This window comes from Polaromonas sp. CG_9.7, assembly GCF_015752205.1.
Taxonomy (GTDB): Bacteria; Pseudomonadota; Gammaproteobacteria; order Burkholderiales; family Burkholderiaceae_C; genus Polaromonas.
In genome coordinates, this window is sequence record NZ_JADOVG010000002.1 from 192,117 (window position 1) to 217,944 (window position 25,828).

General features: G+C 61.1%; 25 protein-coding genes and 1 other RNA gene. 14 read left to right on the forward strand and 12 right to left on the reverse strand.

Annotated features, from left to right (window positions below; translation table 11 throughout):
• Positions 1 to 131 precede the first annotated feature (131 nt).
• A complete protein-coding gene (locus IWX87_RS02920; protein ID WP_196862019.1) occupies positions 132 to 662 on the reverse strand; it encodes an MgtC/SapB family protein in 531 nt (176 codons plus the stop codon).
• A gap of 87 nt (positions 663 to 749) precedes the next feature.
• Positions 750 to 1,205, reverse strand: coding sequence for an acyl-CoA thioesterase (locus IWX87_RS02925; RefSeq protein ID WP_231374553.1), 456 nt, complete (start codon positions 1,203 to 1,205; stop codon positions 750 to 752).
• 47 nt (positions 1,206 to 1,252) lie between these two features.
• Here IWX87_RS02925 and IWX87_RS02930 point away from each other — a divergent pair, with 47 nt between their 5' ends.
• From IWX87_RS02930 to rnk, 7 genes are all read left to right on the forward strand, one after another.
• On the forward strand, positions 1,253 to 3,118 hold the full coding sequence (locus IWX87_RS02930) for an ABC transporter ATP-binding protein/permease (protein ID WP_304609478.1): 1,866 nt from the start codon (positions 1,253 to 1,255) through the stop codon (positions 3,116 to 3,118).
• A 118-nt stretch (positions 3,119 to 3,236) separates the two neighbouring features.
• On the forward strand, positions 3,237 to 4,217 hold the full coding sequence (locus IWX87_RS02935; protein WP_196862020.1) for a LysR substrate-binding domain-containing protein: 981 nt from the start codon (positions 3,237 to 3,239) through the stop codon (positions 4,215 to 4,217).
• 401 nt (positions 4,218 to 4,618) lie between these two features.
• Entirely contained in the window at positions 4,619 to 5,518 is a 900-nt protein-coding gene (locus IWX87_RS02940; RefSeq protein WP_196862021.1) for a transporter substrate-binding domain-containing protein, read from the forward strand.
• A 107-nt stretch (positions 5,519 to 5,625) separates the two neighbouring features.
• Positions 5,626 to 6,348 (forward strand): amino acid ABC transporter permease, encoded by a 723-nt coding sequence (locus tag IWX87_RS02945; RefSeq protein WP_196862022.1) that lies wholly within the window; start codon positions 5,626 to 5,628, stop codon positions 6,346 to 6,348.
• Position 6,349: 1 nt separating this feature from the next.
• The gene (locus IWX87_RS02950) at positions 6,350 to 7,018 is read left to right on the forward strand and encodes an amino acid ABC transporter permease (RefSeq protein WP_196862023.1); all 669 of its coding nucleotides are present in this window, start codon (positions 6,350 to 6,352) and stop codon (positions 7,016 to 7,018) included.
• 45 nt (positions 7,019 to 7,063) lie between these two features.
• Positions 7,064 to 7,801: an amino acid ABC transporter ATP-binding protein gene (locus IWX87_RS02955; protein ID WP_196862024.1), complete on the forward strand. Its 738-nt coding sequence runs from the start codon at positions 7,064 to 7,066 to the stop codon at positions 7,799 to 7,801.
• 300 nt (positions 7,802 to 8,101) lie between these two features.
• Positions 8,102 to 8,512 carry a nucleoside diphosphate kinase regulator gene (gene rnk, locus IWX87_RS02960; protein ID WP_196862025.1) on the forward strand — a complete coding sequence of 137 codons (411 nt, stop codon included), beginning with the start codon at positions 8,102 to 8,104 and terminating at the stop codon, positions 8,510 to 8,512.
• 212 nt (positions 8,513 to 8,724) lie between these two features.
• Here rnk and IWX87_RS02965 read toward each other — a convergent pair whose 3' ends face one another.
• The 3 genes from IWX87_RS02965 to IWX87_RS02975 are packed head-to-tail and all read right to left on the reverse strand — an operon-like array spanning position 8,725 to position 11,614.
• A complete protein-coding gene (locus IWX87_RS02965; protein ID WP_196862026.1) occupies positions 8,725 to 9,756 on the reverse strand; it encodes a DctP family TRAP transporter solute-binding subunit in 1,032 nt (343 codons plus the stop codon).
• A 35-nt stretch (positions 9,757 to 9,791) separates the two neighbouring features.
• Entirely contained in the window at positions 9,792 to 11,090 is a 1,299-nt protein-coding gene (locus IWX87_RS02970) for a TRAP transporter large permease (protein ID WP_196862027.1), read from the reverse strand.
• Positions 11,087 to 11,614 carry a TRAP transporter small permease gene (locus IWX87_RS02975; RefSeq protein ID WP_196862028.1) on the reverse strand — a complete coding sequence of 176 codons (528 nt, stop codon included), beginning with the start codon at positions 11,612 to 11,614 and terminating at the stop codon, positions 11,087 to 11,089. Before IWX87_RS02975 ends, IWX87_RS02970 begins: the two co-directional genes overlap by 4 nt.
• A gap of 126 nt (positions 11,615 to 11,740) precedes the next feature.
• Here IWX87_RS02975 and pyrC point away from each other — a divergent pair, with 126 nt between their 5' ends.
• From pyrC to htpX, 3 genes are all read left to right on the forward strand, one after another.
• Positions 11,741 to 12,799, forward strand: a complete 1,059-nt coding sequence (gene pyrC / locus IWX87_RS02980) for a dihydroorotase (protein WP_196862029.1) — start codon at positions 11,741 to 11,743, stop codon at positions 12,797 to 12,799.
• A complete protein-coding gene (locus IWX87_RS02985) occupies positions 12,796 to 13,599 on the forward strand; it encodes a DUF3025 domain-containing protein (protein ID WP_196862030.1) in 804 nt (267 codons plus the stop codon). The genes pyrC and IWX87_RS02985 overlap by 4 nt, the downstream gene beginning before the upstream one ends.
• Before the next feature lie 153 nt (positions 13,600 to 13,752).
• Positions 13,753 to 14,637 (forward strand): protease HtpX, encoded by an 885-nt coding sequence (gene htpX, locus IWX87_RS02990; protein WP_196862031.1) that lies wholly within the window; start codon positions 13,753 to 13,755, stop codon positions 14,635 to 14,637.
• Positions 14,638 to 14,685: 48 nt separating this feature from the next.
• Here htpX and IWX87_RS02995 read toward each other — a convergent pair whose 3' ends face one another.
• Positions 14,686 to 15,597: a ProQ/FINO family protein gene (locus IWX87_RS02995; protein WP_196862032.1), complete on the reverse strand. Its 912-nt coding sequence runs from the start codon at positions 15,595 to 15,597 to the stop codon at positions 14,686 to 14,688.
• Positions 15,598 to 15,730: 133 nt separating this feature from the next.
• On the reverse strand, positions 15,731 to 17,392 hold the full coding sequence (locus IWX87_RS03000) for an NAD(P)/FAD-dependent oxidoreductase (RefSeq protein ID WP_196862033.1): 1,662 nt from the start codon (positions 17,390 to 17,392) through the stop codon (positions 15,731 to 15,733).
• A gap of 45 nt (positions 17,393 to 17,437) precedes the next feature.
• Here IWX87_RS03000 and IWX87_RS03005 point away from each other — a divergent pair, with 45 nt between their 5' ends.
• The gene (locus tag IWX87_RS03005) at positions 17,438 to 17,596 is read left to right on the forward strand and encodes a hypothetical protein (RefSeq protein WP_196862034.1); all 159 of its coding nucleotides are present in this window, start codon (positions 17,438 to 17,440) and stop codon (positions 17,594 to 17,596) included.
• A gap of 41 nt (positions 17,597 to 17,637) precedes the next feature.
• On the opposite strand, the gene cysK is transcribed toward IWX87_RS03005, so the two are convergent.
• Positions 17,638 to 18,555, reverse strand: coding sequence for a cysteine synthase A (gene cysK / locus IWX87_RS03010; protein ID WP_196862035.1), 918 nt, complete (start codon positions 18,553 to 18,555; stop codon positions 17,638 to 17,640).
• A 64-nt stretch (positions 18,556 to 18,619) separates the two neighbouring features.
• Here cysK and rnpB point away from each other — a divergent pair.
• Positions 18,620 to 18,947, forward strand: an RNA gene (gene rnpB, locus IWX87_RS03015) — RNase P RNA component class A.
• A gap of 31 nt (positions 18,948 to 18,978) precedes the next feature.
• Here the strand turns inward: rnpB and IWX87_RS03020 are convergent.
• Positions 18,979 to 19,518 (reverse strand): Rrf2 family transcriptional regulator, encoded by a 540-nt coding sequence (locus IWX87_RS03020; RefSeq protein ID WP_196862036.1) that lies wholly within the window; start codon positions 19,516 to 19,518, stop codon positions 18,979 to 18,981.
• Positions 19,519 to 19,678: 160 nt separating this feature from the next.
• Here IWX87_RS03020 and nhaR point away from each other — a divergent pair, with 160 nt between their 5' ends.
• Positions 19,679 to 20,596, forward strand: coding sequence for a transcriptional activator NhaR (nhaR, locus tag IWX87_RS03025; RefSeq protein WP_196862037.1), 918 nt, complete (start codon positions 19,679 to 19,681; stop codon positions 20,594 to 20,596).
• A 57-nt stretch (positions 20,597 to 20,653) separates the two neighbouring features.
• Here the strand turns inward: nhaR and IWX87_RS03030 are convergent, their stop codons facing one another.
• The 3 genes from IWX87_RS03030 to IWX87_RS03040 form a co-directional block, all read right to left on the reverse strand.
• Positions 20,654 to 21,520, reverse strand: coding sequence for a basic amino acid ABC transporter substrate-binding protein (locus tag IWX87_RS03030; protein WP_196862038.1), 867 nt, complete (start codon positions 21,518 to 21,520; stop codon positions 20,654 to 20,656).
• A gap of 123 nt (positions 21,521 to 21,643) precedes the next feature.
• The gene (locus IWX87_RS03035) at positions 21,644 to 23,278 is read right to left on the reverse strand and encodes an MBL fold metallo-hydrolase (protein WP_196862039.1); all 1,635 of its coding nucleotides are present in this window, start codon (positions 23,276 to 23,278) and stop codon (positions 21,644 to 21,646) included.
• Positions 23,279 to 23,383: 105 nt separating this feature from the next.
• A complete protein-coding gene (locus IWX87_RS03040) occupies positions 23,384 to 24,550 on the reverse strand; it encodes a mandelate racemase/muconate lactonizing enzyme family protein (protein ID WP_196862040.1) in 1,167 nt (388 codons plus the stop codon).
• A 254-nt stretch (positions 24,551 to 24,804) separates the two neighbouring features.
• Between IWX87_RS03040 and IWX87_RS03045 the strand changes: the two genes are divergently transcribed.
• Entirely contained in the window at positions 24,805 to 25,755 is a 951-nt protein-coding gene (locus IWX87_RS03045) for a LysR substrate-binding domain-containing protein (RefSeq protein WP_196862041.1), read from the forward strand.
• Positions 25,756 to 25,828: the final 73 nt, after the last annotated feature.

Sequence of the window (25,828 nt, forward strand, 5' to 3'; positions counted from 1 at the left end):
CCGTGGTTTTCCCTGAAAACCTTTTCTTTTAGCGCTTCAGGCCTGCAAGTGGCCGACAAACGCGGGCCGATTCGAGTGTTCCGCCTGAATAACTGCACACCACCACCGGCTGACGCTGCTTGCCGGCGGACTCAAGGCCTGTCCTGGCCGGCAGTTTCATCGACCACCAGCGCTTCGGGTTTTTCAAGCATCCTGACCAGGCGCGGCATCAGGGCCAACACGGCGAGCGCCAGCAGCGTGCTGAGCACGGCCGTGGACTCGCGCCCCATGCCGGCGGCCACGCCTATGGCAGCGGTCAGCCAGATGCCGGCGGCCGTCGTCAGGCCCCTGACCTTGTCTTCGTTGTCGCCCTTGAGGATGGTGCCCGCGCCCAAGAAGCCGATGCCGGCGATGATGCCTTGCATGACGCGGCTGACGGCATCGTCTTCCATGCCCGACTGCTGCGACAGCAGCACGAACAGCGCGGCACCCATGGCCACCAGCATGTGGGTGCGCACGCCAGCGGCCTTGCCTTTTTGCTCGCGCTCAATGCCCAGCAAGCCGCCCAGCAGGGCCGCCAGCGTCAGGCGAAGCAAGATGCGGGTGACCTGCGCGGCATCGGGCAGGTCGGAAAATTCAGAGGCGATGGTTTGAGCCACCTCCTGCCACGTGCCTGAACCCATGCCAACTCCTTGTCGTCAACTGTTTTATATAAAAAGTGCTTTTTGCGCTTATCTGGCGTGCATAAGGTGCTATTTATTCAATAGCAATCAAGGCTTGGCGATCTTTTGCGGTTTGCCGGCGTCGTCAATCGCCACGTAGGTCAGGCTGGCTTCGGTGACCTTGTAATAACGGCCCTGCGCCCGGAAACCTTCGGCAAACACCTCGACCTGCACCGTGATCGAGGTGTTGCCGATGCGCGTCACGGTGGCAAAGAACGACAAGATGTCGCCAACCCGCACCGGCTGCTTGAAGATGAACTGGTTGACGGCCACTGTTGCCATGCGGCCATCGACATAGCGTGCCGGCAGCACCGCGCCCGCCAGGTCCACTTGCGCCATCACCCAGCCGCCAAAAATGTCGCCGTTGGCATTGCAGTCGCGCGGCATGGGAATGACCTTGAGCACCAGTTCCTTGTCGGTCGGCAACTGGCCGTGCAGGGCGCGGGTTTCCCGGTCGAGGGTGGCCGCGGTATTGGCCGGCAGAGCGCTTGATTCGAGGGACATAGGCACAATCTCTGAGGTTTGAAAAATGACTCCAATGATTGTGACTTATGCGCTCCCGAGCTTCCACTGCTGATTCCTATCCGGCGCCAGCCGTGGCGACCCCGGGCGCCATGGCCGCGCCCACGCTTGTGCGTTCCGACTGGGCAACGCTGAAAAGGCTTTTTCCCTACCTGTGGGAATACAAGTGGCGCGCCATGGCCGCGCTGGCCTTCATGGTCGGCGCCAAGCTGGCCAATGTCGGCGTGCCGCTGCTGCTCAAAGACCTGGTCGATACCCTGAGTCTCAAGCCTGGCGACGTGCAGGCCGTGCTGGTTGTGCCGATTGCCTTGCTGCTGGCGTACGGACTGCTGCGGCTGTCGACCACGCTGTTCACCGAACTGCGCGAACTGGTGTTTGCCAAGGCCACCGAAGGCGCGGCGCGGCGCATTTCGCTCGAAGTGTTCCGGCACCTGCATGCGCTCAGCCTGCGCTTTCATCTGGAGCGGCAAACCGGCGGCATGACACGCGACATCGAGCGCGGCACACGCGGCGTGCATTCGCTGATCTCGTATTCGCTCTACAGCATCATCCCGACGCTGATCGAGGTGACGCTGGTGCTCAGCCTGCTGGCGGTCAAGTTCGATGTCTGGTTTGCCGGCATCACCCTGATTGCGCTGGTGTTCTACATCACCTTCACCGTGCTGGTGACCAACTGGCGCACGCAGTTTCGCAAGACCATGAACGAGCTGGATTCGATGGCCAGCAGCCGTGCCATGGACTCGCTCCTGAATTACGAAACCGTCAAGTATTTCAACAACGAAGAGTTCGAAGCCAGGCGCTACGACGAAAACCTGGTGCGCTACCGCGCCGCCGCCATCACCAGCCAGCGCACGCTGAGCATGCTCAACGCCGGCCAGCAGCTGATCATTGCGTTTGGCCTGGTGGCGATGCTCTGGCGCGCCACGCAGGGCGTGGTCGATGGCCGCATGACGCTGGGCGACCTGGTGATGGTCAACGCCTTCATGATCCAGCTCTACATTCCGCTGGGTTTCCTGGGCGTGATTTACCGCGAGATCAAGCAAAGCCTGACCGATCTGGAAAAGATGTTCACGCTGATGGAGCGCGAACGTGAAATTGCCGACGAGCCGGGCGCGCAGCCGCTGCACATAGAGGCCACACCGGCCGTGCGGTTTGAAAACGTCAGCTTCGCCTACAGCCCGGCGCGGCCGATTTTGCACAACGTGAGCTTTGAAATTCCGCCCGGCAAGACCGTGGCCGTGGTCGGGTCGTCAGGTGCCGGCAAGTCCACGCTGGCGCGGCTGCTGTACCGCTTTTACGACGTGCAGCAGGGCTGCATCACGATTGCCGGCCAGGACATCAAGCAGGTCACGCAGGCCAGCGTGCGCCAGGCGATCGGCATCGTGCCGCAGGACACGGTGCTGTTCAACGACACGGTCGAATACAACATCGCCTATGGCAAACCCGGCGCGACGCACGAAGAGGTCGAGCAAGCCGCCAGGGCTGCGCGCATCCACGATTTCATCGTCTCGACGCCGACGGGCTACCAGACGATGGTCGGCGAGCGCGGCCTGAAGCTGTCGGGCGGTGAAAAGCAGCGCGTGGCGATTGCCCGCACGCTGCTGAAAAACCCGCCGGTGGTGATTTTTGACGAGGCCACGTCAGCGCTGGACTCGGCCAACGAGCGCGCCATCCAGAGTGAATTGCGCACCGCCGCGCAGAACAAGACCACGCTGGTGATTGCACACCGGCTGTCCACTGTGGTCGATGCGCATGAAATCCTGGTGATGGATGCCGGCCGCATCGTCGAGCGAGGCAGCCACACCGCCTTGCTGACAGCGAATGGCCGATATGCCGACATGTGGGCCATGCAGCAGCAGGCCAGCGAACGAATTCTGGATGAAATCGGCGTCTAGCGATTTAACGACGGGCATATTCAGCTATCAAAATATGATTCAATGAGCGCCGGCCCATTGTTGCTTTTGACGGTGCAATGCACGCCGCCTGCACAGTTTCCCGCCGCATAATCCGGGCATGGAAACCAAATGGCTGGAAGATTTTGTCTCGCTCGCTGAAACCCGCAGCTTCAGCCGGTCCGCGCAACTGCGGCATGTCACGCAGCCGGCTTTTTCGCGGCGCATCCAGGCGCTCGAAGCCTGGGCCGGCACTGATTTGGTGGACCGAAGCTCTTACCCGACACGGCTGACGCCGGCCGGCAAGACGCTTTACAACCAGTCGCTGGAAATGCTGCAGGGCCTGCAGTCCACCCGGGCCATGCTGCGTGGCCACACGGCGGCAGGCCAGGACTTCATCGAGTTTGCCGTGCCGCACACGCTGGCTTTCACCTTCTTTCCCGCGTGGGTCAGCAGCCTGCGCGACAAGTTCGGCCCGATCAAAAGCCGGCTGATTGCGCTCAACGTGCATGACGCAGTGCTGCGGCTGACCGAAGGCAATTGCGACCTCCTGATTTCCTACCATCATGACTCACAGCCCATCCAGTTAAACGCCGATCGCTACGAGATGGTGCTGCTGGGTCAGGAAGTGCTGGCGCCGTTTTGTCGGGCCAACGCCGATGGCACGCCCGAATTCCGGCTTCCCGGAAACGCCGGCCAGCCCTTGCCTTACCTGGGTTATGCGCCTGGAGCGTATCTGGGACACATGGTGGAACTGGTCCTCAAGCAGTCAGGCGTCCCCATCCATCTCGACCGGGTGTACGAGACCGACATGGCCGAGGGGCTGAAAGCCATGGCGCTGGAAGGGCATGGCGTGGCATTTCTCCCCCTCAGCGCCGTGAGAAAAGAGCTTCGTTCCCGCAAACTGGTCCGTGCCGGCGCGGGCCTTGAAATGACCATGGAGGTCCGGGTCTACCGTGAACGCCCGAACGCGCGGAATGCTGCCAAACGCCACGCCCAGGATTTGTGGATTTATTTGCAGTCGCAGGCCGATAGCAAGGGCAATGCAGTTGGCCTGGGCGTCTTGACGGCGCCCGCCAAGCCCTTGCCCGCAATTAGGTAACAACCCGGGGGTGTTATAACTATTTTGCATAGTTTTTCGCACAAATAGCATTTGCGGTTTCGGAACAGTAAAATTACAGTCCGTTACGCTCGATTTTTGATGCGATTCATCACCCGAGAATGGTCATACTCTTTGTCTTTTTATCAACAAGAGATTTTTTGGAGATGAGATTTTTTTCAAAGCGCCACCCGATGCGCAGTTGGGGCATCAAAAAGTGAACGGCACAAAGATTGCTTTCGAGAAAGAGATGCTTGCAAGTCCGGTTTTAAAGCTGGAAAGCAGGTATTTGCAGGCGATGCCCGGGTGGTAGGGTCATGTTGCCAGAGCGGGTAAACCTTGGCACGGCCTTGCTGTCGGCTCTATAGAATAGTTTTTCCAATTGTTTCATCACAGGAGATTTCATGAAATTCAAGACAGCCACTCTGGCGCTCGCGTTGTTCGCGTCAGGCGCAGCTTTTGCCCAGGCGAACGATACCGTCGCCAAGGCCAAGGCTTCCGGTGTTGTCACCATGGGGGTTCGCGATTCGTCCGGCGCCCTGTCCTATACCCTGGGTGATGGTAGATACGTCGGTTACCACGTCGAAATCTGCAACCGCATCATTGCCAACCTCGAAAAAGAAGTTGGCCGAAAACTTGAAGTCAAATTCCTGCCGGTCACGTCGCAGAACCGGATTCCGCTGGTGCAAAACGGCACGGTCGACATCGAATGTGGCTCCACCACCAACAATGCAACCCGCGCCAAGGATGTTTCCTTCCTGCACACTACCTTTGTCGAGGAAGTTCGTATCGCGGTGAAGGCCAATTCAGGCATTACCTCGATTGCCCAGCTCAACGGCAAGAGCGTCGCCACCACCACCGGAACCACGTCGGTGCAGACGCTGCGCAAGAACCAGCGCGCCACGGGCGTTGATTTCAAGGAAATTTATGGCAAGGACCACTCCGACAGCTTCCTGCTGCTGGAATCGGGCCGCGCTGATGCGTTTGTCATGGATGGAGCGATCCTCGCAGGCAATATTGCGACTTCCAAGAATCCGGCTGATTTCAAGATCGTGGGCGAAGTGCTCAGCGTCGAGCCGATTGCCATCATGGTTCGCAAAGACGACGTCAACCTGAAAAAGATTGGCGACAACACCATTGACGCCCTGATCAAGAGCGGCGAAATCAACAAGCTCTGGGACAAGTGGTTCATGCAGCCGATTCCACCGAGAAACACCCGCGTTGGCCTGCCCGTGAGCGAAAGCACCAAAGAGGCCTGGGCCACGCCGAACGACAAGCCGATGGAAAATTACGCCACGAAGTAATACTGGACTTCAAGGTCAAAAGACCCCGCTCGTGTTCACGCTGGCGGGGTTTGTTGTTTGACCCTGGGAATTAATCAGCTGGCAAATCACAACAGGCAGGAGTCACCATGACGTGGGATTGGAAAGTTTTTTTAAATGATGACGGTGGCGGACGCACCTACCTGGAGTGGATGATGACCGCCTGGGGCTGGACCTTGTCGGTGGCCATCGCCTCCTGGGTTGTCGCCATGATCTTCGGTTCGCTGATGGGCACCTTGCGCACCCTGCCGAACAGCCCGTGGCTGGTTCGGCTGGGCAATGTCTGGGTCGAGCTGTTTCGAAACATTCCGCTGCTGGTGCAGATTTTTCTGTGGTACTTCGTCGTACCCAAGATGTTCCCCGCCATGAAGGACGTGCCCGGTTTTGTTCTGGTGGTACTGGCGCTGGGCTTCTTTACTTCGGCGCGTATTGCCGAGCAGGTGCGCGCTGGCGTTCAGGCGCTGCCGCGCGGCCAGCGATATGCCGGCATGGCGCTGGGCTTTTCGACTGTGCAGACTTATCGCTACGTGATCCTGCCGATGGCTTTTCGCATCATCATGCCGCCACTGACCAGCGAGTCGATGAACCTGCTGAAAAACTCGTCAGTGGCATTTGCCGTGTCAATTGCCGAACTCACCATGTTTGCCATGCAGGCGCAGGAAGAAACCTCGCGCGGCATTGAGATCTACATTGCCGTCACCGCGCTTTACGCGATTTCCGCTTTTGCGGTGAACCGGCTGATGGCGCTGGTCGAAAAGAAAATGCAGATACCGGGCCTGATCGTGGTCGGCGCTACTGGCGGAGGACACTGACATGTTCGGATTTGACCTGACTTTTTTCAACTGGGACATCTTGTCCAGGTTCGTCATCAACGGCTTTTTGTTCAGCGTGCAACTCACCGTGATCGCCACGCTGGGCGGCATCGTATTGGGCACGCTGCTGGCACTGATGCGCCTGTCGGGCAGCAAGTTGCTGGCGATTCCCGCCACCATCTATGTCAACGGCATGCGCTCGATTCCGCTGGTCATGGTGATTCTGTGGTTTTTCCTGCTGGTGCCGACCATCATTGGCCGCCCCATTGGCGCGGAGCTTTCGGCCACCATCACCTTCATCGCCTTCGAGGCCGCGTATTTCAGCGAAATCGTGCGTGCCGGCATCCAGTCAATCTCGCGCGGCCAGGTGAATGCCGGGCGGGCGCTGGGCATGACTTACGGGCAGAACATGCGGCTGATCATCCTGCCGCAGGCCTTTCGCAACATGGTGCCGGTGCTGCTGACGCAGACCATCATCCTGTTCCAGGACACCTCGCTGGTCTATGCCATTGGTGCCTACGACCTGCTCAAGGGCTTCACCACCGCTGGCAAGATTTACGGCCGGCCTGAAGAGTCGTACCTGCTGGCTGCCGTGGTTTATTTCGTGCTGTGCTACAGCCTGTCCTGGATGGTCAAGCGGCTGAACAACCGCATTGCCATCATCCGCTAAACCCAGCTTGATACAGTAACACCCAAGAGAACATCGGAGAAAAAGATGATTGAGTTGAAGGAAGTTTCCAAATGGTACGGTGATGTGCAAGTGCTGAACAAATGCAGCACCCGCATTGAAAAAGGCGAAGTCGTCGTGGTTTGCGGGCCTTCGGGCTCGGGAAAATCGACGCTGATCAAGGTCATCAACGCACTGGAGCCATTCCAGAAAGGCCAGATTTTTGTTGATGGCCAAGCGGTGCATGACCCGAAGACCGACCTTCCCAAGCTGCGCTCCAGGGTTGGCATGGTGTTCCAGAATTTCGAGCTTTTCCCGCACCTGAGCGTGACCGAGAACCTGACCTTGGCGCAGGTCAAGGTGCTGGGCCGCAAGCCTGACGAAGCGAAATCGCATGGCCTGAAATACCTGGACCGCGTCGGCCTGATGTTGCACAAGGACAAGTTTCCCGGTCAGTTGTCGGGCGGACAGCAGCAGCGCGTGGCCATTGCCCGGGCGTTGAGCATGGACCCGATTGCCATGCTGTTCGACGAGCCCACCTCGGCGCTTGACCCCGAAATGGTCGGCGAGGTGCTCGACTGCATGATGGGCCTGGCCACCGACGGCATGACCATGATGGTCGTCACCCACGAGATGGGTTTTGCCAAGAAGGTCGGCAGCCGCGTGATCTTCATGGACGTGGGCGGCAAGATTCTGGAAGACTGCTCAAAAGACGAGTTCTTTAGCCATCCGGAAAACCGCCAGGAACGCACCAAGGATTTTTTGAACAAGATCCTGTCGCATTGAGCCCAAAGGGGACTGGTCCTCTTTCGCTGCACATGAGTGGATGCTAGGATGAACCTTTATGCAGCCCACGTTCACGTTCACCCTCCATGCCATCGCTCATGCGCCTGCTGCCCCCGTGGCGGTTCGCGCAGGGGCAGGGGGTTGCCCGCCACAGTGGCAGCACCATCCTGTGACACATTCTGGTGCCCGGCGATCCATCCTCCCTTGACTTGTAGCGCTTTTTTCTGGATCACCGGGCCTCGTTTACAGCGCTGGCTTACCGGTAAGCCTGTTCCGGCTTTTTGATTCAGGAGTTCATTTATGGCTACTTCCCCACAGCCCCCACGCGTTCTGACCGAACTCGATCAGGTTCGTATCAGCAAGCTGCTCAACCATCCCGACATGGCGTTTGCGGCCGAGCTGGCGTCGGTGATCGACAGTGCCGAACTGGTTTCTTCCTATGACGTGCCGCCCCATCGGGTGACCATGAACTCCCGGGTTCTGATCGCCGACGAAATGCTGGGCGAGGAACGCACCCTGACACTGTGCTATCCGCCCGATACCGATCCGAACACCGGTTTTGTGTCGGTGTTGTCTCCGGTCGGTACGGCCTTGCTGGGCATGGCAAAGGGCCAGACCGCCCGCTGGAGCACACCCGGTGGCGAACCGGCCTCGGCAAAAATCCTCAAGATTGTTTTTCAACCGGAAGAAAACGGCGACTACCTGCGCTGACGCGGACAGGTTTGGACCCGCAAACGATGGTTTCATCATTAAAAAGGCATTTTGCGCTTGCTGTGTCTGCGCAAGCAGCTATAAATTCAGGAGTAAAAATCTGTCGAATGCTGTGATGGAAGGCGAGGATGACTTCGCATCAGCCAAAAATTCCCGCCGTTCGAGCAAAAAAAAGCCCCGAAAACCGGGGCTTTTGGCATTCGGCACAGCGCTTATGGCTTGCGCGCGGCAATCGATTTTTCAGCCGTATTGACCAGGTTGGCGCCAATCTGGTTTTTCCACTTGTCATACACCGGGCGCGTCGCCTTGACAAAGGCTTCACGTTCGGACGGGCTGAGTTGCGTCACGGTCACGCCGTTGGCGGCGATGTCCTTGAGCAGCGGCTTGTCGGCTTCGACCAGGCCCTTGCGGGCAATGGCGATTTCCTGCTTGCCGGCATCCACTGCGGCCTGCTTGACAATGGCCTGGTCGGCTGGCGTCCACGACGCCCAGATGTCCTTGTTGACGACAAAGATCAGCGGGTCGGCGACATAACCCCACATCGTGACGTATTTTTGCGCCATGGTGTGGAGCTTGGCGGCGGTATAAATGGCGATCGGGTTTTCCTGGCCATCGACTGCGCTCGTGGCGAGCGCCGGCTGGGCATCGGCCCAGCTCATCTGGGTCGGGTTTGCGCCCAGTGCCGTGAAGGTGTCCAGAAACAGCGGCGAGCCGACGACGCGGATTTTCAGGCCCTTCAGGTCTTCCGGCTTCTTGATGGCCAGCTTGGAGTTGCTGATCTCGCGGTAGCCGTTTTCGCCCCACGCCAGCGGCATCACGCCGGCCTTGTCGATGATCTTGAAAATCTCCTTGCCAACCTCGCCCTGCGTCAGCGCATCCATCGCCGCATAGTCGGGCATCAGGAAGGGCAGCGAGAACAAATTCAGTTCCTTGACCTGCGGCGACCAATTGATGGTCGAGCCAACGGCCAGGTCGATCACGCCCTGGCGAATGGCGCTGAATTCACGCGTCTGGTCGCCCTGCAGGAGTGACACCCCCGGGTACAGCTTGATGTTGATGCGGCCCTGCGTGCGTTCCTTGACCAGATTTGCCCAGATTTCACCGCCCTTGCCCCACGGATAAGCGGGCCCGAGCACCAGCGACATCTTGTATTCGGACTTGTACGCCGTTTGCGCGGGCGCGGCAACGCTGAAGGCCAGCGCGGTGGCGGCCAGTGCCAGGCCGAGAAAATTCTTGCGTTTCATGGGGAAGTCTCCTTGGGTAAAAAAAGGGGTTGAACTCAGTAGCCCAGCTTGCGCGGCAGCCACAGGGCCAGTTCGGGAAAGGCGATCACGGCAACCAGCACCAGGAACATGGACGCCAGCAGCCAGACCACCCAGCGCACGGTTTCTTCCATGCGCACATTGGCAATCCGGCACGACACCATCAGGTTGACCGCCAGCGGCGGGGTGAACTGGCCGAGTGCCACTTTCAGCGTCAGGATGACGCCGAACCACACCAGATCCCAGTGGTAAAACTGGGCAATCGGCAGCAGCAGCGGCACAAAGATCAGGAAGATCGAAATACCGTCGAGGAACATGCCGACGGTGATCAGCATCAGGATCAGCAGCGACAAAATGCCGTATTCGCCCAACCCGGAATTGACGATGGCATTGGTCAGCGGGTCAATCACACCCAGTGTGTTCAGCGAATAGGCAAAAATGCTGGCCAGCGACACCACCAGCAAAATCACCGCCGACAACTCGCCCGACTCGCGCAGGATGGGAAACAGGTCGCGCACCGAGATCGTGCGGTAAATCACCATGCCGATGAACAGGCCGTAGAACACCGCCACCACCGCCGCTTCAGTCGGTGTGAACCAGCCAGCGCGCATGCCGCCCAGGATCAGCACCGGCGCAGCCAGCCCCCAGACGGCTTCCTTGAAACTGGCCCATAAAGGCGGGCGCGGCATGCTGGCTTCCAGCGCGCCCATCTTGTGCCTGCGTGACAGCCACACGGCCGGCACGATCAACGCGACGCCGGCCAAAATGCCCGGAATCATGCCGGCTGCAAACAGCGCCGGCACCGACGCGCCGGGTACCAGCACGGAATAAATGATGAAGGCCACCGAAGGCGGAATCAGGATGTCGGTCGCCGCCGCCGCACCCACCACGCTGGCTGAAAAAGCCGCCGGGTAGCCGGCGCGGTTCATCGCCGCGATCATCACGCCGCCGACTGCGGCCGCACAGGCCGGGCCGGAGCCCGAAATGCCGCCCAGAAACATCGCCACGACAATCGCCACCAGCGGCAGCATGCCGGGGCCGCGCCCGACGATGGCAACGGCAAAGTTGACCAGCCGCAAGGCCACGCCCGAGCGGTCGAAAATCGAGCCCACCAGCACGAACATCGGAATCGCCAGCAGCGGGTACTTGCCCAGGCCAGCATAGAAGTTCTGTGGCACGGCCAGCAGGCCAAACCATTGCGAGTCGCCATTGGCCAGCGCAATCGCCGTGGCGCCGGCCAGGCCGAGCGCCGCGCCAATCGGCACGCCTACCAGCATCATGGCGATGAACGCCAGAAACAGCAGCGTGACGATCATGTGCGGCGTCCCCGGCGGATGAACAGGCCGACGGCGCGCAGTGCAATGCCGATGGACAAAATCGGCAGCCAGATGGTGTACCACCACTGCGGAATCCCGATGCCCGGCGAGGTTTCGCCAAATCGGTAGTCGTCCCACACCAGCCGCGCGCTCAGCACGCCGATGAGCGCAAACAGCAGCGCCACCAGCACTGCGCCCAGCCGCGACAGCTTCTTGCGCCGCGCCATTGAGCCGCTTTCCGAAAAGTATTCAATACGGATATGCCGGTCCCGCGCCACGGCCGCCGAACTGCCGACCAGTGCCAGCACAATCATCAAAAACACCGAGAATTCTTCGGTCCAGGCGAACGACTGGTTGGTGAAATAGCGGGTCAGGACATTGGCAAAGGTGATCAGCGCCAGCGCGCCCATGACCAGGACGGTCAGCCAGTCTTCGATCTTGAGCGGCACACGGACCGGCTCGTCGGGGTTGTCAAGGGGTGGGGTGGCTTCAGGCGCCTGGCCAGCGTGGGGAGGGGAAGACATGAAAGGAAAGCCCGGGTTGCAAGAGTTGAAACAGCCGGGATTATCCTGCAGCCAGCCTGCATCGTAACGGTGCGGTAGCGCTTCGCGCATCGGGGATTTCCTTGAGCCGGTGCGACAATTCAGCGCATGACTTCAGCCACCCTCACATCCGCCACCCAGATCACTATCACCCGGCCCGACGACTGGCACTTGCATGTGCGCGACGGCGACGCGCTGCAGACGGTCGTGCCGCACACGGCTGCGCAGTTTGGCCGCGCCATCATCATGCCCAACCTCCGCCCGCCCGTGACCACTGCCTTGCAGGCGTTGGCGTACAAGGCGCGCATCCAGGCCGCTGTGCCGGCCGGCGTGAATTTCGAGCCGCTGATGACGCTGTACCTGACCGACAACCTGCCGCCCGACGAGATCAAGCGCGCCAAAGACGCCGGCGTGGTGGCGGCCAAGCTCTACCCGGCCGGCGCCACCACCAACAGCGATGCGGGCGTCACCGACCTGCGCAAGACCTACAAAACGCTCGAAGCCATGCAGCGCGAAGGCCTGCTGCTGCTGGTGCATGGCGAAGTCACCTCGCCCGACATCGACCTGTTCGACCGCGAAGCGGTGTTCATCGACACACAGTTGATTCCGCTGCGACGTGATTTTCCGGAGCTGAAGATCGTCTTCGAGCACATCACGACCAAGGAAGCGGCGCACTACGTGGCACAAGCCGACCGTTTTCTCGGTGCGACCATCACGGCACACCACCTGCTGTACAACCGCAACGCCATCTTCACCAGCGGCATCCGCCCGCATTACTACTGCCTGCCGGTGCTCAAGCGCGAAACCCATCGCCTTGCGCTGGTCAATGCGGCCACGTCGGGCAACACGCAATTTTTCCTCGGCACCGACAGCGCGCCACATCCGGCACACCTCAAGGAGCACGCCACGGGCTGCGCCGGTTGCTACACCGCGCATGCCGCGATGGAGTTGTACGCCGAGGCATTTGAGGCGGCCGGTGCGCTGGACAAGCTCGAAGCATTTGCCAGCGTCAACGGCGCTGACTTTTATGGCCTGCCGCGCAATCAAGGAACGATCACGCTGGCAAAAGAAAGCTGGACGCCGCCAGTGAGTTTTTCCTTTGGCGAGGCAGAACTCAAGCCACTGCGATCAGGCGAGGCGCTGCCGTGGAAACTGCTGGCTCAATGAGCGCAGTGCCCGAAGAAAAGACTCTTTTTCCCCCTCTCACGCCTCTGTCCGAAAAAGCACTGCCTGCCATCAACTGGCATTCCGGCTGGTTCGACGGCTGGCGAGCCAGTGGTCAGGCGGTGCAGTCAAAAATCTTGTTGGGCACCACGATGGCGGAGGCCCTCAACGCACAAGGCGATGCGCCTGTTCGCTTTCTGCCGCAATCCGGATTGCCAACCGGCATGGCTTATGAGCAGTTCATTTTCGAACAAGGCAATGTGCCGACCCGCGACAACCTGCACGATTTTTTCAATGGCTTGTGCTGGATGCGCTTTCCAGCCACCAAGGCCCGGCTGAACCAACTCCAGGCCGCTGAAATCGCCGTTGCCGGGGTCAAGCCATTGCGCGGCCCGGTGCGCGATGCGTTGACGGTGTTTGATGAAAACGCCGCTTTCCTTCTGGCGCCGCCGCTGCTGTGGGAGGCGTTGAATGCGCGCGACTGGCGGCGGCTGTTCGTTGAGCTGCGGCCGCTGTGGAAAGAAGCGCAGCTGGTGCTTTTCGGCCATGCGCTGCTGGAAAAACTGGTTTTTCCAAGAAAACAGGTCACAGCGCACGTCTATCAAGCGCAACCAGCTATTGATTCAGTAGCGGAACTGGACGCCTGGATGGCCGCTGATTTGAGCGCCGCCAAGCTCGCCGGCAAGCCGTTCACGCCCTTGCCGGTGCTCGGCGTGCCCGGCTGGTGGCCCGGAAATGAGGACTTTTCCTTCTATGATGACGCTTCGGTTTTTCGTCCGCCCCGCCCGGAGAAAAAATTATAAAAAGATGAATTCCGGGGCCGCTATATTCCATACGGAAAAGCTTGATTTGAGCTGAAACTCCCCCATTTTCTGTCGAGATATGCACAATCCGGGCGTGTACCCGGTGTGCTTTTTTTACCCCCCTGTTTTTATCCAACGTCTCCCGGAGAATCCATGAAACGCATCTTTCTGTTTATGTTGACCAACATTGCCGTCGTGGTCGTGTTGGGCATTGTGGCAAGTCTGCTGGGCGTGAACCGCTTCCTCACGCCCAACGGCCTGAACCTGCCCATGTTGCTCGGCTTTGCGCTGGTCATCGGCTTTGGCGGTGCGATCATTTCACTGCTGATCAGCAAACCCATCGCCAAGTGGAGCGCCGGGGTGCGCGTGATCAACGGCCCCGATGGTCCGCAAAATGCCGACGAAGCCTGGATTGTCGAAACTGTGCGCAAGCTGGCTGAAAAAGCCCAGATCGGCATGCCTGAAGTCGGCATTTTTGAAGGCGCACCGAATGCCTTTGCCACCGGCGCGTTCAAAAATTCGTCGCTGGTGGCGGTCACCACCGGTTTGCTTCAAGGCATGACCAAGGAAGAAATTGAGGCCGTGATCGCTCACGAGGTCGCTCATATCGCCAACGGAGACATGGTCACCATGGCACTGATTCAGGGTGTGATGAACACCTTTGTGGTGTTCCTGTCGCGGGTCATCGGTTACGCCGTGGACAGTTTTTTGCGCAAGGGCGACAGCAACAACTCCGGCCCCGGCATTGGGTATTACATCAGCACCATCGTGCTCGACATCGTGCTGGGCTTTGCCGCTGCCATGGTGGTGGCCTGGTTTTCGCGGCACCGTGAGTTTCGTGCCGATGCGGGCGCCGCACAGCTCATGGGACGCCGGCAGCCGATGATGAATGCGCTGGCCCGTCTGGGTGGCATGCAGCCGGGCGAACTGCCCAAGGCAGTCGAAGCCATGGGCATCACCGGCGGCATGGGCAAACTGTTTGCCACGCACCCCCCGATTGAAGAGCGCATTGCGGCACTGCAGAACGCACCGGGCTGATCCGGGGTCCTGACTGTTTTTTGAAGGCCGGCTCAATGCCGGCCTTTTTCATGGCGCCGTGTCGGCCTTCGCTGTCGATTGCTCGGGCGATGCTTCCGGCACAATTTCAGCCTCGGTTTCTGCTTCTGCTTCTGCTTCTGCTTCTGCTTCTGCTTCTGCTTCTGCTTCTGCTTCTGCTTCTGCTTCTGCTTCTGCTTCTGCGGCCGCTGAAACTTCCTGCGCCTTGGCAAGAGCCGCTGCCTGGTCGGCACGAGCCCATTGCACTGTGCGGCCTACCTCGTCCGGATTCATGCCGTACATGTCCGAAAACTCGGCCACTGTCTTGCCGCTGGCTTCAAACATCCTGAGCAGCGCATCACGCTTGGCGGCGTGTTCGGCCAGTTCGGCAAAGACGTCGTCGAGCAATGACGTGGATACCTCGTCCTGCTGGCGGATGCACAGCAAATAGCTTTCCCGGCTCAGGCCGGATGCGTGGATCGCCTCGATCAGTTGCGCGCGTGCATAAGGCCGCAAGTCCTGGTTTGAGCGCGCCTGGCGCCTGCGGAACACTTCCATGATGGCGTGGTGGACATGTTCCGGGGCCACTGGCTCCACTGGTTCGCCGTTCAGGTCGTGGCGCTGCAGGCCGGACGCCACGCTTTCCAGGTAGCGGGTGGAGCGCGCATGCAAGCCGAGCGCAACTTTCAGCTCGTCCCGCTTGAACATTTCAGGGTGAAGCGCCAGCAAGTCCTGGAACACGCCAAGCTTGAGCGGAAGGAACTGTCCGCCGAACATTTTTGGGTACAGGTCGAACAGCTGCCGCAGTGCCGGATGCACCTCGCGCGGCGCGCGCGCTGGGGGCTTGGCTTGCGTCCGGCCGCGTCCGCCTTGCCGGCCCTGGCGTGGCGGGGACGCCGTTGTCGCGTCCTCGGGGGCAGGCGATGCATCGGTTTCGGCAGGTATTGGTAAGGTTTCGGTCATGGATTGCTTTTGTCAGGTTGAGGTTTGAACGGCGCCTTGGCATCGCTTTGAAAAATGGTGCGCAGAGTGTTTTCCTGCGTTGCGGAGTGAATCCGTGAGGGCGAAGTATCCCCTATCCGGTCCATCAGGGGATTCAGGCCAGCGCCAGCCGCGCACTTTCGGCGTCTTGCAGCAGGCTGCGCGCCACCGCTTCGGCCACCTTGATGCCGTCGACACCGGCCGACAAAATGCCGCCGGCGTAACTCGCGCCTTCGCCAGCTGGGTACAGGCCGCGCACATTGAGGCTTTGCAGGTCGTCGCCCCGGCTCATCTTGATGGGTGACGAGGTGCGTGTTTCCACGCCGGTCAACACCGCGTCATGCAAATCGAACCCCTTGATCTTGCGGCCAAAGGCGGGGAAGGCTTCGCGCATGGCGTCAATCGCATAGCCGGGCAGAGCGGACGACAGGTCGCCCATCGCCACACCCGGCGTGTACGACGGCATGACACTGCCCAGGCCGGTGGACGCCCGCCCGGCCACGAAGTCGCCGACCAGCTGGCCGGGCGCCTCGTAGTTGCTGCCGCCCAGCAGAAAAGCATGCGTTTCAAGCTGGCGCTGAAGTTCAATGCCGGCCAGCGGATTGCCGGGATAGTCGCGCGGGTCGATGCCGACGACGATGCCGGCGTTGGCATTGCGCTCGTTGCGCGAATACTGGCTCATGCCGTTGGTCACGACGCGGCCAGCCTCAGACGTGGCCGCCACCACCGTGCCGCCGGGGCACATGCAAAAACTGTACACCGAACGGCCATTGCTGGCATGGTGCACCAGCTTGTATTCGGCCGCGCCCAAGGACGGGTCGCCGGCATGGCGGCCCCAACGGGCGCGGTCGATCAGGCCCTGCGGGTGCTCGACGCGAAAACCGATGGAAAAAGGTTTCGCTTCGACATACACGCCGCGCGCATGCAGCATGGCAAAGGTGTCGCGCGAACTGTGGCCCAGTGCCAGCACGACCTGGTCGGCGCGCAAGCCGTAGCTCTGGCCAGTCGCCTGGTCGAGGACCGTGAGGCCGCGAATGTGTTTGTTGTTAGAGCCGCCCTCGATCAGCACGTCGGTCACGCGCTGCTGGAAGCGGATCTCGCCGCCCAGCGCGATGATCTGCTCGCGCAGGTTTTCCACCACCTTGACCAGCTTGAAGGTGCCAATGTGCGGATGCGCTTCAAACAAAATATTGGCGGGCGCGCCGGCCTTGACAAACTCGTTCATCACCTTGCGGCCCAGATGGCGCGGATCCTTGATCTGGCTGTAGAGCTTGCCATCCGAGAACGTGCCAGCGCCGCCTTCGCCGAACTGCACATTGGATTCGGGATTCAGCACATTTTTACGCCAGAGGCCCCAGGTGTCCTTGGTGCGTTCGCGTACGGTTTTGCCGCGCTCCAGCACGATGGGCCTGAAACCCATCTGCGCCAGCACCAGCGCGGCAAACATGCCACACGGGCCAAACCCGATGACGACCGGGCGTAGCGGCAGGCTCGCCGGAGCGCTGCCGACCGGGCGGTAGGCCATGTCGGGCGTGGGAAAAATGTGCGGGTTACCGGCGTGTGTGACCAGCAATTGAGCTTCGAGCGCCGCATCGGCCAGCGTCACATCGACGATGTAGACCTGCATGATCACGGCCTTGCGTGCGTCAAAGCTGCGCTTGAAAACCGTGAAGCTCGCCAGTTCGGCAAGCGTGATGTCAAGGGTGTGAAAAATGGCCTCTTGCAGCGCGTTTTCAGCGTGCCCGAGCGGGAGTTTGATTTCAGTCAGTCGCAGCATGGTTCGTCCGGTTCGTGGCTTGTGGTTATCAAGCAGAAGGGCATCATGATAAAACGCGCCGCGCTCAGCTTTGAAGTCGGACGCACCAGCCGCCGATTGCTGGGCTCGACGTTCGCATCATTCCTGATCGATGAATCTTGCCTATTTTTATATAAAAATGGCTGCTGGCGCTTGCTGGATAAGCGCAAGCAGCTATTTTATTAATAGCAAAAAAATGCCGCGCTCTGACTGCAACAGCGCCAGCGTCAGGCCGGGAAAAAGCCTTCAACCGACAAATAACGCTCGCCGGTGTCGTAATTAAAGCCGAGCACACGGCTGCCCGCCGGCATTTCGGCCAGTTTCTGCGCAATCGCCGCCAGCGTCGCGCCGGACGAAATGCCGACCAGCATGCCTTCTTCACTGGCCGAGCGGCGCGCCATTTCGCGTGCCGGTTCGGCATCGACCTGGATCACGCCATCGAGCACGCTGACATCCAGGTTCTTCGGGATGAAACCCGCGCCAATGCCCTGGATCGGGTGCGGGGCGGGTGCGCCGCCCGAGATAACCGGCGACGCCGTGGGCTCGACAGCAAACACCTTCAACTGCGGCCAGGCCGCTTTCAGCACCCGCGCGCAGCCCGTCAGGTGGCCGCCGGTGCCGACGCCGGTGATCATGGCATCCAGCCCGTCCGGAAAATCAGCCAGGATTTCCTGCGCCGTGGCGCGCACGTGCACATCGATGTTCGCCGGGTTCTCGAACTGCTGCGGCATCCAGCTGCCAGGCGTGGCGGCGATCAGTTCCTGGGCGCGGGCAATTGCCGCTTTCATGCCGCCGGCGCGTGGCGTCAGGTCAAAGCTGGCGCCGTAGGCCAGCATCAGGCGGCGGCGCTCGACGCTCATGCTGTCGGGCATGACCAGCACCAGCTTGTAGCCCTTGACCGCCGCGACCATCGCCAGGCCGATGCCGGTGTTGCCCGAGGTCGGCTCGATGATCGTTCCGCCGGGCTGCAGCGCGCCCGACTTTTCAGCCGCCTCGACCATGGCCAGCGCGATGCGGTCCTTGATCGAGCCGCCGGGGTTGCTGCGCTCGGACTTGATCCATACATGCGCATCGGGGCCAAACAGGCGGTTGATGCGGACATGGGGCGTGTTGCCAATGGTGGCGAGGATGCTGTCGGCTTTCATGGGGGCTCCTGGTCTGTTTGGGGTGTTTTTAGCGCGTTGCGGCGCACTGCCATAATAGAGGGGTGAAGCCTGCCAGACCGCCGCTGGTGCAATTTCCGAAAGGAAGCACTGGAGGAACGTCCGGACTGCTCAGGACAGCGTAGGAGGTAATACCTCTCCACCGTGAGGTGAGGATCAGAGCAACAGAGACGAGCCGATTCAGTTCGGGTGAAACGGGCAATCTCTACGCGCAGCAACACCAAATAGGCCAGCGTTGACGTGGTTCCGCGGAGCTGGCGGGTAGGTGGCACCGAGCCGGGCAGGCGACTCCCGGCCCAGATTAATGGCGGTCACACCGGATCATCGCAATGTGATCCGGCGCACAGAATCCGGCTTATCGGCAGACTTCACACTTTATTTTCCGCACCAGACGCCGCTTGGCGCTCAGCGGCTGCCCAGCAGCGAGCGGCCCAGCGCGAACACCGAGTTGGGTGCGGTGGTGTAGACCGGCTTCGGTTTGGGCGCGCTGAAGACACCGCGCTTGGCCGGACGCGCCTCGATTTTGACGCCCTTGGCGCGCTGTTCGCTGGCGAGGTGGCGCAGGCTGATCGACTGCATGTGCTCGACCATCTTGGCATTCAGTGCCGCCCACAATTCCTGCGTCATCCACTCGCCCGAGCCTTGCTGCATTGCGAGGGTTGCGTCTGCCCTGGTTGGCTTGTCAGCATTGGCTTCGACGGCACCGATGATGTCGGCCACCGAAATGCTCTCGCTGTTGCGGCTCAACGAATAGCCGCCGCCGGGTCCACGGGTACTTTCGACCAGTCCGCTCTGGCGCAGTTTGCTGAACAGCTGCTCCAGGTAGGACACTGAAATCCGGTGCCGCATGCCGATGTCGGCCAACGAAATCGGGCCGGCGTTGCCTTGAAGGGCGATATCGATCATGGCGGTCACCGCGAAACGGCTTTTGGTGCTCAGGCGCATGGAATTTCTCCTTTAAACATCAAAAAGATGATGTGATGGACTTCACTATAGAAAGCTTTTCACTTCGTGTAAATTCGTATTTATAACCATTTCATTTCGAAAAATACGAACTGTTAAACCATTTTTAGTCATTGGCTGAACATTTCAAGGAAATCCCGGCATGAACTTCAAGCATCTGCATTATTTTTGGGTCACCGCCAAGGCCGGCGGCATCGTGCGCGCGGGCGAGCAGCTGCACACCACGCCCCAGACGCTGTCCGGACAGATCAAGCTGCTGGAATCCTGGCTCGGGCGCCAACTGTTCCGCAAGAGCGGACGCCAACTTGAGCTGACCGACGAGGGACGACTGGCGCTGGGCTATGCCGACCAGATATTCGCCCTGGGGGCTGAGATGGAAACCGCCCTGCGCCAGGCCAGCGGTGGCCAAAAAACGCTGGACTTTCGGGTCGGTGTGGCCGATTCGGTGGCCAAGTCGGTGGTCTACCACTTGCTGGAGCCTGCCTTGGCACTGAAGCAGCCGGTGCGGCTGATCTGCAGTGAAGGCAAGTTTCCGGATTTGCTCGCCCAGCTGGCGCTGCACCGCCTGGATTTGGTCATGGCCGACGAGCCGATGTCGGGCCGCGTCAGCATCAAGGCCTTCAACCACCCGCTGGGCAGCACGCCCATGAGTTTTTTCTGCACGTCAGCACTTAAAAGCACGCTCAAGGGCGATTTTCCGCAGTGCCTGAACGATGCGCCGTTGCTGATCCTCGGCGTTTCTTCATCCGTGCGCAAACAGTTCGACAGCTGGTGCACCAAGCACCAGATTCACCCGCGCGTCATTGGCGAGTTTGACGATGGCGCGCTGATGAAGGCGTTTGGCCGCGAGGGCCGCGGCGTTTTCATGTCGGCCAGCGTGCTGGAAGCCGAAACGCAGATGCAATATGGCGTGGAAGTGATTGGCCGCACCGACGAGATGGTGGAAGACTTCTTTGCCGTCACGGTTGACCGGCGCATCACCCATCCGTGCGTCGCCGCCATCACGGCAGCGGCGCGCGGGCAGTTGCTGCATGGCCTGGGCCGGCGTGGCGCCTCATGACAGCAAGCCGGGCGCATCGCACAGAGTCGATGCGCTTTCGTGCGGCTTGGTCAAGACCTATTTCGATGCGGCCACAGCCGGTGCTGGTGTCGTACCTGTTGCCGCAGGCGTCGCGCCGAAATACTGGGTGTAGATCTTGGTGTAGGTTCCGTCTTCCCGTATACCGGCCAGGCCCTTGTTGATTTTTTCCAGCAATTCGGCGTTGCCTTTCTTGACCGCGATGCCGTATTGCTCGGAGGCAAAGCTGCTGTCGGCCAGGGTCTTGAATTTTGAATCAGGGTTGTTGTTCACATAGTGGACCACCACGCCGTTGTCGGCCACCACGGCATCGACGCCGCCGCTTTCCATTTCCTTCAGCGCCAGCGGCGTGGACTCAAAACGCTTGACGTTCACACTGTCCTTGCCTTGCAGCTTGGTGATGACTTCATCGCCGGTCGTGCCGTTCTGCACGCCGACCTTGAGTTTTTTCAGATCGTCGAATTTGGCGATTTTGGAGTCACTTTTGACGGCGATCAGTTGCTGCGCATCAAAGTAGGGCGTTGAAAAATCCAGCGTCTGCTGGCGCTCGGGCGTGATGGTGATGGCGGACACCAGCAAATCGCGGTCGCCCTGGGCCACCGAATTGAAGATGCCCTCCCACGGTGTATTCAGGAACTTGACCTCAATCCCGGCTTTTTGCGCGGCGGCCTTGACCACGTCGATGTCAAACCCGACGATCTCGCCTTTTTCGTTCTGTGACTCGAAAGGGGCATAGGCAGCATCGGTGCCGACGACATAGACCCGGGCCGCAGCAGCAACGGGTGGCGCTGCAGTCGCGCCAGCAGCAGGGGTTGCCGGTTCCTGCTTGCCGCAGGCTGACAGTACCAGTCCGGCCAGCAGGACGCTGGAGGTTTTTAGAAAATGTCGCGTCGTGATCGTTGGCATGGAGCGTCCCAGAAGAGTTAATTGGCAGTCGTCCGTCCACCCGAGCCCGCGGTGGCATGACTACCAGAGAAAAGTATAAGGCTCTGTCGGCAGGCAAGTGTTTCGCGGCGCTGGCTTGGTGCCTTAGTCAACGCGCCGGAGCGCATCGATGCGGTCCACATGCGCCTGCAGCGAGCGCAGCGCGATGGGCCACAGGCGCGGGTCGGTGTCGTCATAGGCCAGCGCCACCCAGTCATCCATCGAGCCTTCAGGCAGGGCTTGCATCGCCGATGCCACCTTGGCTTCGCGCTTCAGGCGGTGCGCCCTGAGCTGGGCAATCGCCTGCGGTGCCTCGCCCAGCACATGGCCGTGCGCCGGCAATATGAAGTCGATCTGGTGCGCGTCGCAGGCATCGGTGAGCTGATCCAGCGAGTCGAGGTAGGCGTTCATCTCGCCATCCGGCGGGTTGATGATGGTCGTGCTGCCGTTCAATATGTGGTCGCCCGAAAACAGCAGACCGTCTTCGACCAGCACCAGGCACACGTGGTTGGCTGCATGGCCGGGCGTAAATATGACCTTCAAAGTGTGACTTTGCGCTTGATGGGTAAGCTTTATCAGCTCCTGATTCAATAGCGACCGGTCAGGCGCGAAACAGGCGTCGGCGCGTGCGGTGTCGGCGGAAGGCAGTCCCAGAATCGGCGGGCGGTGGGCGCACAGCGCCTGAAGCGGCCGCGCGCCCGGTGAATGGTCGGGGTGTGAATGCGTGCAGACGATCGCCTCGATGCGCCCGCCGGTCGCTTCAAACAGGCGCTGGATGTGCAAGGCATCGTTCGGCCCCGGGTCGATCACGATGTAGCCCGTGTCCGCCGTGCCGACGATGTAGCTGTTGGTGCCGGGGCCCGTCATCATGCCGGGGTTGGGCGCGGTCAGGCGCATGACGTTTTTCAGCAGCGGCACCGGGCGCTCGCATTGCCAGTCGAGCGAATGCACGCGTTGGCCGTCAGGCGATGTCAGCGCCAGTTCGCCGTAGGGCGAGTCGTGCTCCATATAGCGCGCATCCTGGCCGCCGAGCAGGCCGGCGCGGGGGCAGGAAATCCACAGTGGCTTTTCGTGCGCGCAGGCGCTCAGCACCGCCTCGACACTGGCGTACTTCGCCAGGCGCTCCAGCGTGCGCAATGTTGGAAAAATCATGAAGAACGTGCCGGCTTCATGGCGTGCCAGTGCATCGGCCGGGCGGACCCAGCTGGGCTCGAACTGCTCGGTTTCATCGGCCACCGGCGTCTGGCCTTCGGGCATGCGGGCGACCAGGAAGGGCACGTCGAAACGGCGCGGCAAATCGCGGTCGGTGACCCAGTGGGCCAGGGTGAAGACGTCCTCGCCCGCCAGCATGAGGCCGCGTTCCTTGCACTGCACTGCAAACGGCGCCATGCGGTCCATGGCGGCAATGGCTTCGGTGGCGACATGGCTACCGTCGGCATGGCGCGCCAGCAGCACGCCAAGTTCCTCGAAGCTTTCGCGGATGGCGGCAACGGCCTGGGTCAGCTGCAGGTCGGACTGGCTGGACCGGCGCGTGGACTGCGCATGCGCTGCCGCGTCGGCCGTGTCGATGCAGCCGCCCGGGAAAACGTAGGCGCCGGGCGCAAAGCTGGCCGTCATGGCGCGCCGGGTCATCAGCACTTCAATGCCTTGCGGCGTGTCGCGCAGCAGCAGCACGGTAGCGGCGGGACGCAGGGGCGCGGGGTCGCGCTGCAGGTAAAGGAGTTGAGTGGGTCGGACCATGGCGTCATTTTGCAGTGAAACTGCCTTGAGATGCGCCGGGGACGCGTAGGGCCCTTGACGCCGACACCACCGCAAAGGGCATGCCGGCAGGTCAGGGCTTGACGTTCAGGCCGTCAGCGCCTTCATTTCGGCATACAGGTCGGCTTTGCCTTCAAAGCCAATGCCGGGCAGCGGCGGCAGGGTGACGTAGCCATTTTCCACTTTCACGCCGTCGGGGAAGCCGCCATAGGGCTGGAACAGGTCGGGATAGGACTCGTTGCCGCCCAGGCCCAGGCCGGCGGCAATCGCCAGCGACATCTGGTGGCCGCCATGCGGCACGCAGCGGCTGGGCGACCAGCCGTAGGCCTTCAGCATGTCCAGCGTGCGCAAATATTCAACCAGGCCGTAGCTCAGCGCGCAGTCGAACTGCAGCCAGTCGCGGTCCTTGTGCATGCCGCCGTAGCGGATCAGGTTGCGCGCATCCTGCATCGAGAACAGGTTCTCGCCCGTGGCCATGGGGCCGGTGTAATGCTCGCCCAGCCGTGCCTGCAGCTCGTAGTCCAGCGGGTCGCCGGCTTCCTCGTACCAGAACAGCGGGTATTGCGCCATCGCCTTGCCGTAGGCCACCGCTGTCGCCAGGTCGAAGCGGCCGTTGGCGTCAACCGCGAGTTGCTGGCCGGCCTGCAGTCTGCCCAGCACCGCTTCGATGCGCTGCATGTCCTCGGCCAGCGGGGCGCCGCCGATCTTCATCTTCACCACGCTGTAGCCCCGGTCCAGGTAGCTTTGCATCTCGCCCAGCAGGCCCGCAATGCCTTTGCCAGGATGGTAGTAGCCGCCGGCCGCATAGACAAACACCTTCGGGTTGGCCATGCCATTGCCATAGCGCTGTGCCAGCAGGTCATGCAGTGGCAGCCCGGCGATCTTGGCGGTGGCGTCCCAGATCGCCATGTCAAGCGTGCCGACCGCCACCGAGCGCTCGCCGTGGCCACCCGGTTTTTCGTTGGACATCATGCAATCCCAGATCTTGTGCGGGTCGAGGTTGTCGCCTGTCTCATTCAACAAGGCTCCGGCCTGCGCTTCCAGCACGCGCGGACGAAAGCGCTCACGGATCAGCTGGCCCTGACCGTAGCGGCCGTTGGAGTTGAAGCCGTAGCCGATCACCGGCTTGCCGTCCCGCACGACGTCAGTCACAACGGCGACGAGGCTGAGCGTCATTTTCGAAAAGTCGATATAGGCGTTGCGGATGTCCGATTTGATCGGCCGGGTCGATTCGATGATGTCGATAATTTTCATGGTGTGTGGAGTTGACGAAAAAAAAGGTGGTTGGTTTGGGCGCATGTTGGTGCAGCGCCAGCGCGGTGACGGCTTTTTACTGTAGCGTGAGTGCAAAATCCTCCGGCGGAAAACGATGCCGCGATAATTTGCAGCGAGGGCAGGCGGGAGAAAGTTTCCTCTGGTTGAATTCAGGGTCCGATCATCCGCACTGCCGGGCCTCGCGTCCAATACCCGAATCGCATACAACTATTCAACCCTAAGGACGCTGAACGATGGGCCCTGTCAACCGGCCGCTGGACCTGCAATGGCTGGAGGATTTCCTGGCGCTGGTCGAAAGCGGCAATTTCTCGCGCGCTGCGCAGGCCCGTGCCATTGCCCAGCCGGCGTTCAGCCGTCACATCCGGGCGCTGGAGGAATGGGCTGGTGTCGAGCTGATCGACCGCGCCCGGCACCCGGCCGCGCCCACGCTGGCTGGCGAGGTGTTTGTGGTGACGGCGCGCGACGTGCTGCTGCGTCTGGCGCAGGCCCGCACCCGCGCCCACGAGGCGCAAGAGCAGGCCAGCCGCAGCCTGCAATTCGCCGCCACGCATGGGCTGTCGCTGGCTTTTTTCCCACGCTGGCTGCAGCGCGTCGAGCAGCAGGTGCAACTCGGCCCCATTCACATGGTGTCGGACAGTTACCAGGCCTGCGAGGTGTTGATGCTGCAGCGCCGCGTGCAGTTTTTGCTGTGCTACGGCCACGCCGCCGCCAGGACCCGGCTGCTGCCGCCCGGGTTTGAATTTGCCTGCATTGGCCAAGACCGCCTGGTGCCGGTAAGCGCGCCCGATGCCGAAGGCCAGCCGCAGCACCGCATCGATGGCGACGCCTCTGAGCCCGTGCCGGTGCTGGCTTACAGCGAGGCGTCGGGGCTGGGCCAGATCATGCGCGAGCAGTTGCCGGGCGCGTTCGATGTGCAGCGCTTCAAGCCAGTGATGACCTCACACCACGCCGTGCTGCTCAAGACCCTGGCGCTGGAAGGGCGCGGTGTGGCCTGGCTGCCGCACAGCCTGGTGAGCGACGAAATGGCCGACGGCCGCCTGGTTGGCGCGGCGGATCCTGAATGGAGCTTGCCGCTGGAAATCCGGCTTTTCCGCGCCACGGCCGCGCTGGCACCGGCTGCCGAAGCGGTCTGGGCAGAGGTAAAAAAGGCAGCTACGCAACCGCCCTCGCCAACCCGGCCTTGAGCTTTCACGCTGATCTGGGCATTGCCGGTGTGTTGGTGCAATGCCACGAAGCGGGTTTTCATGACGCTGTGAT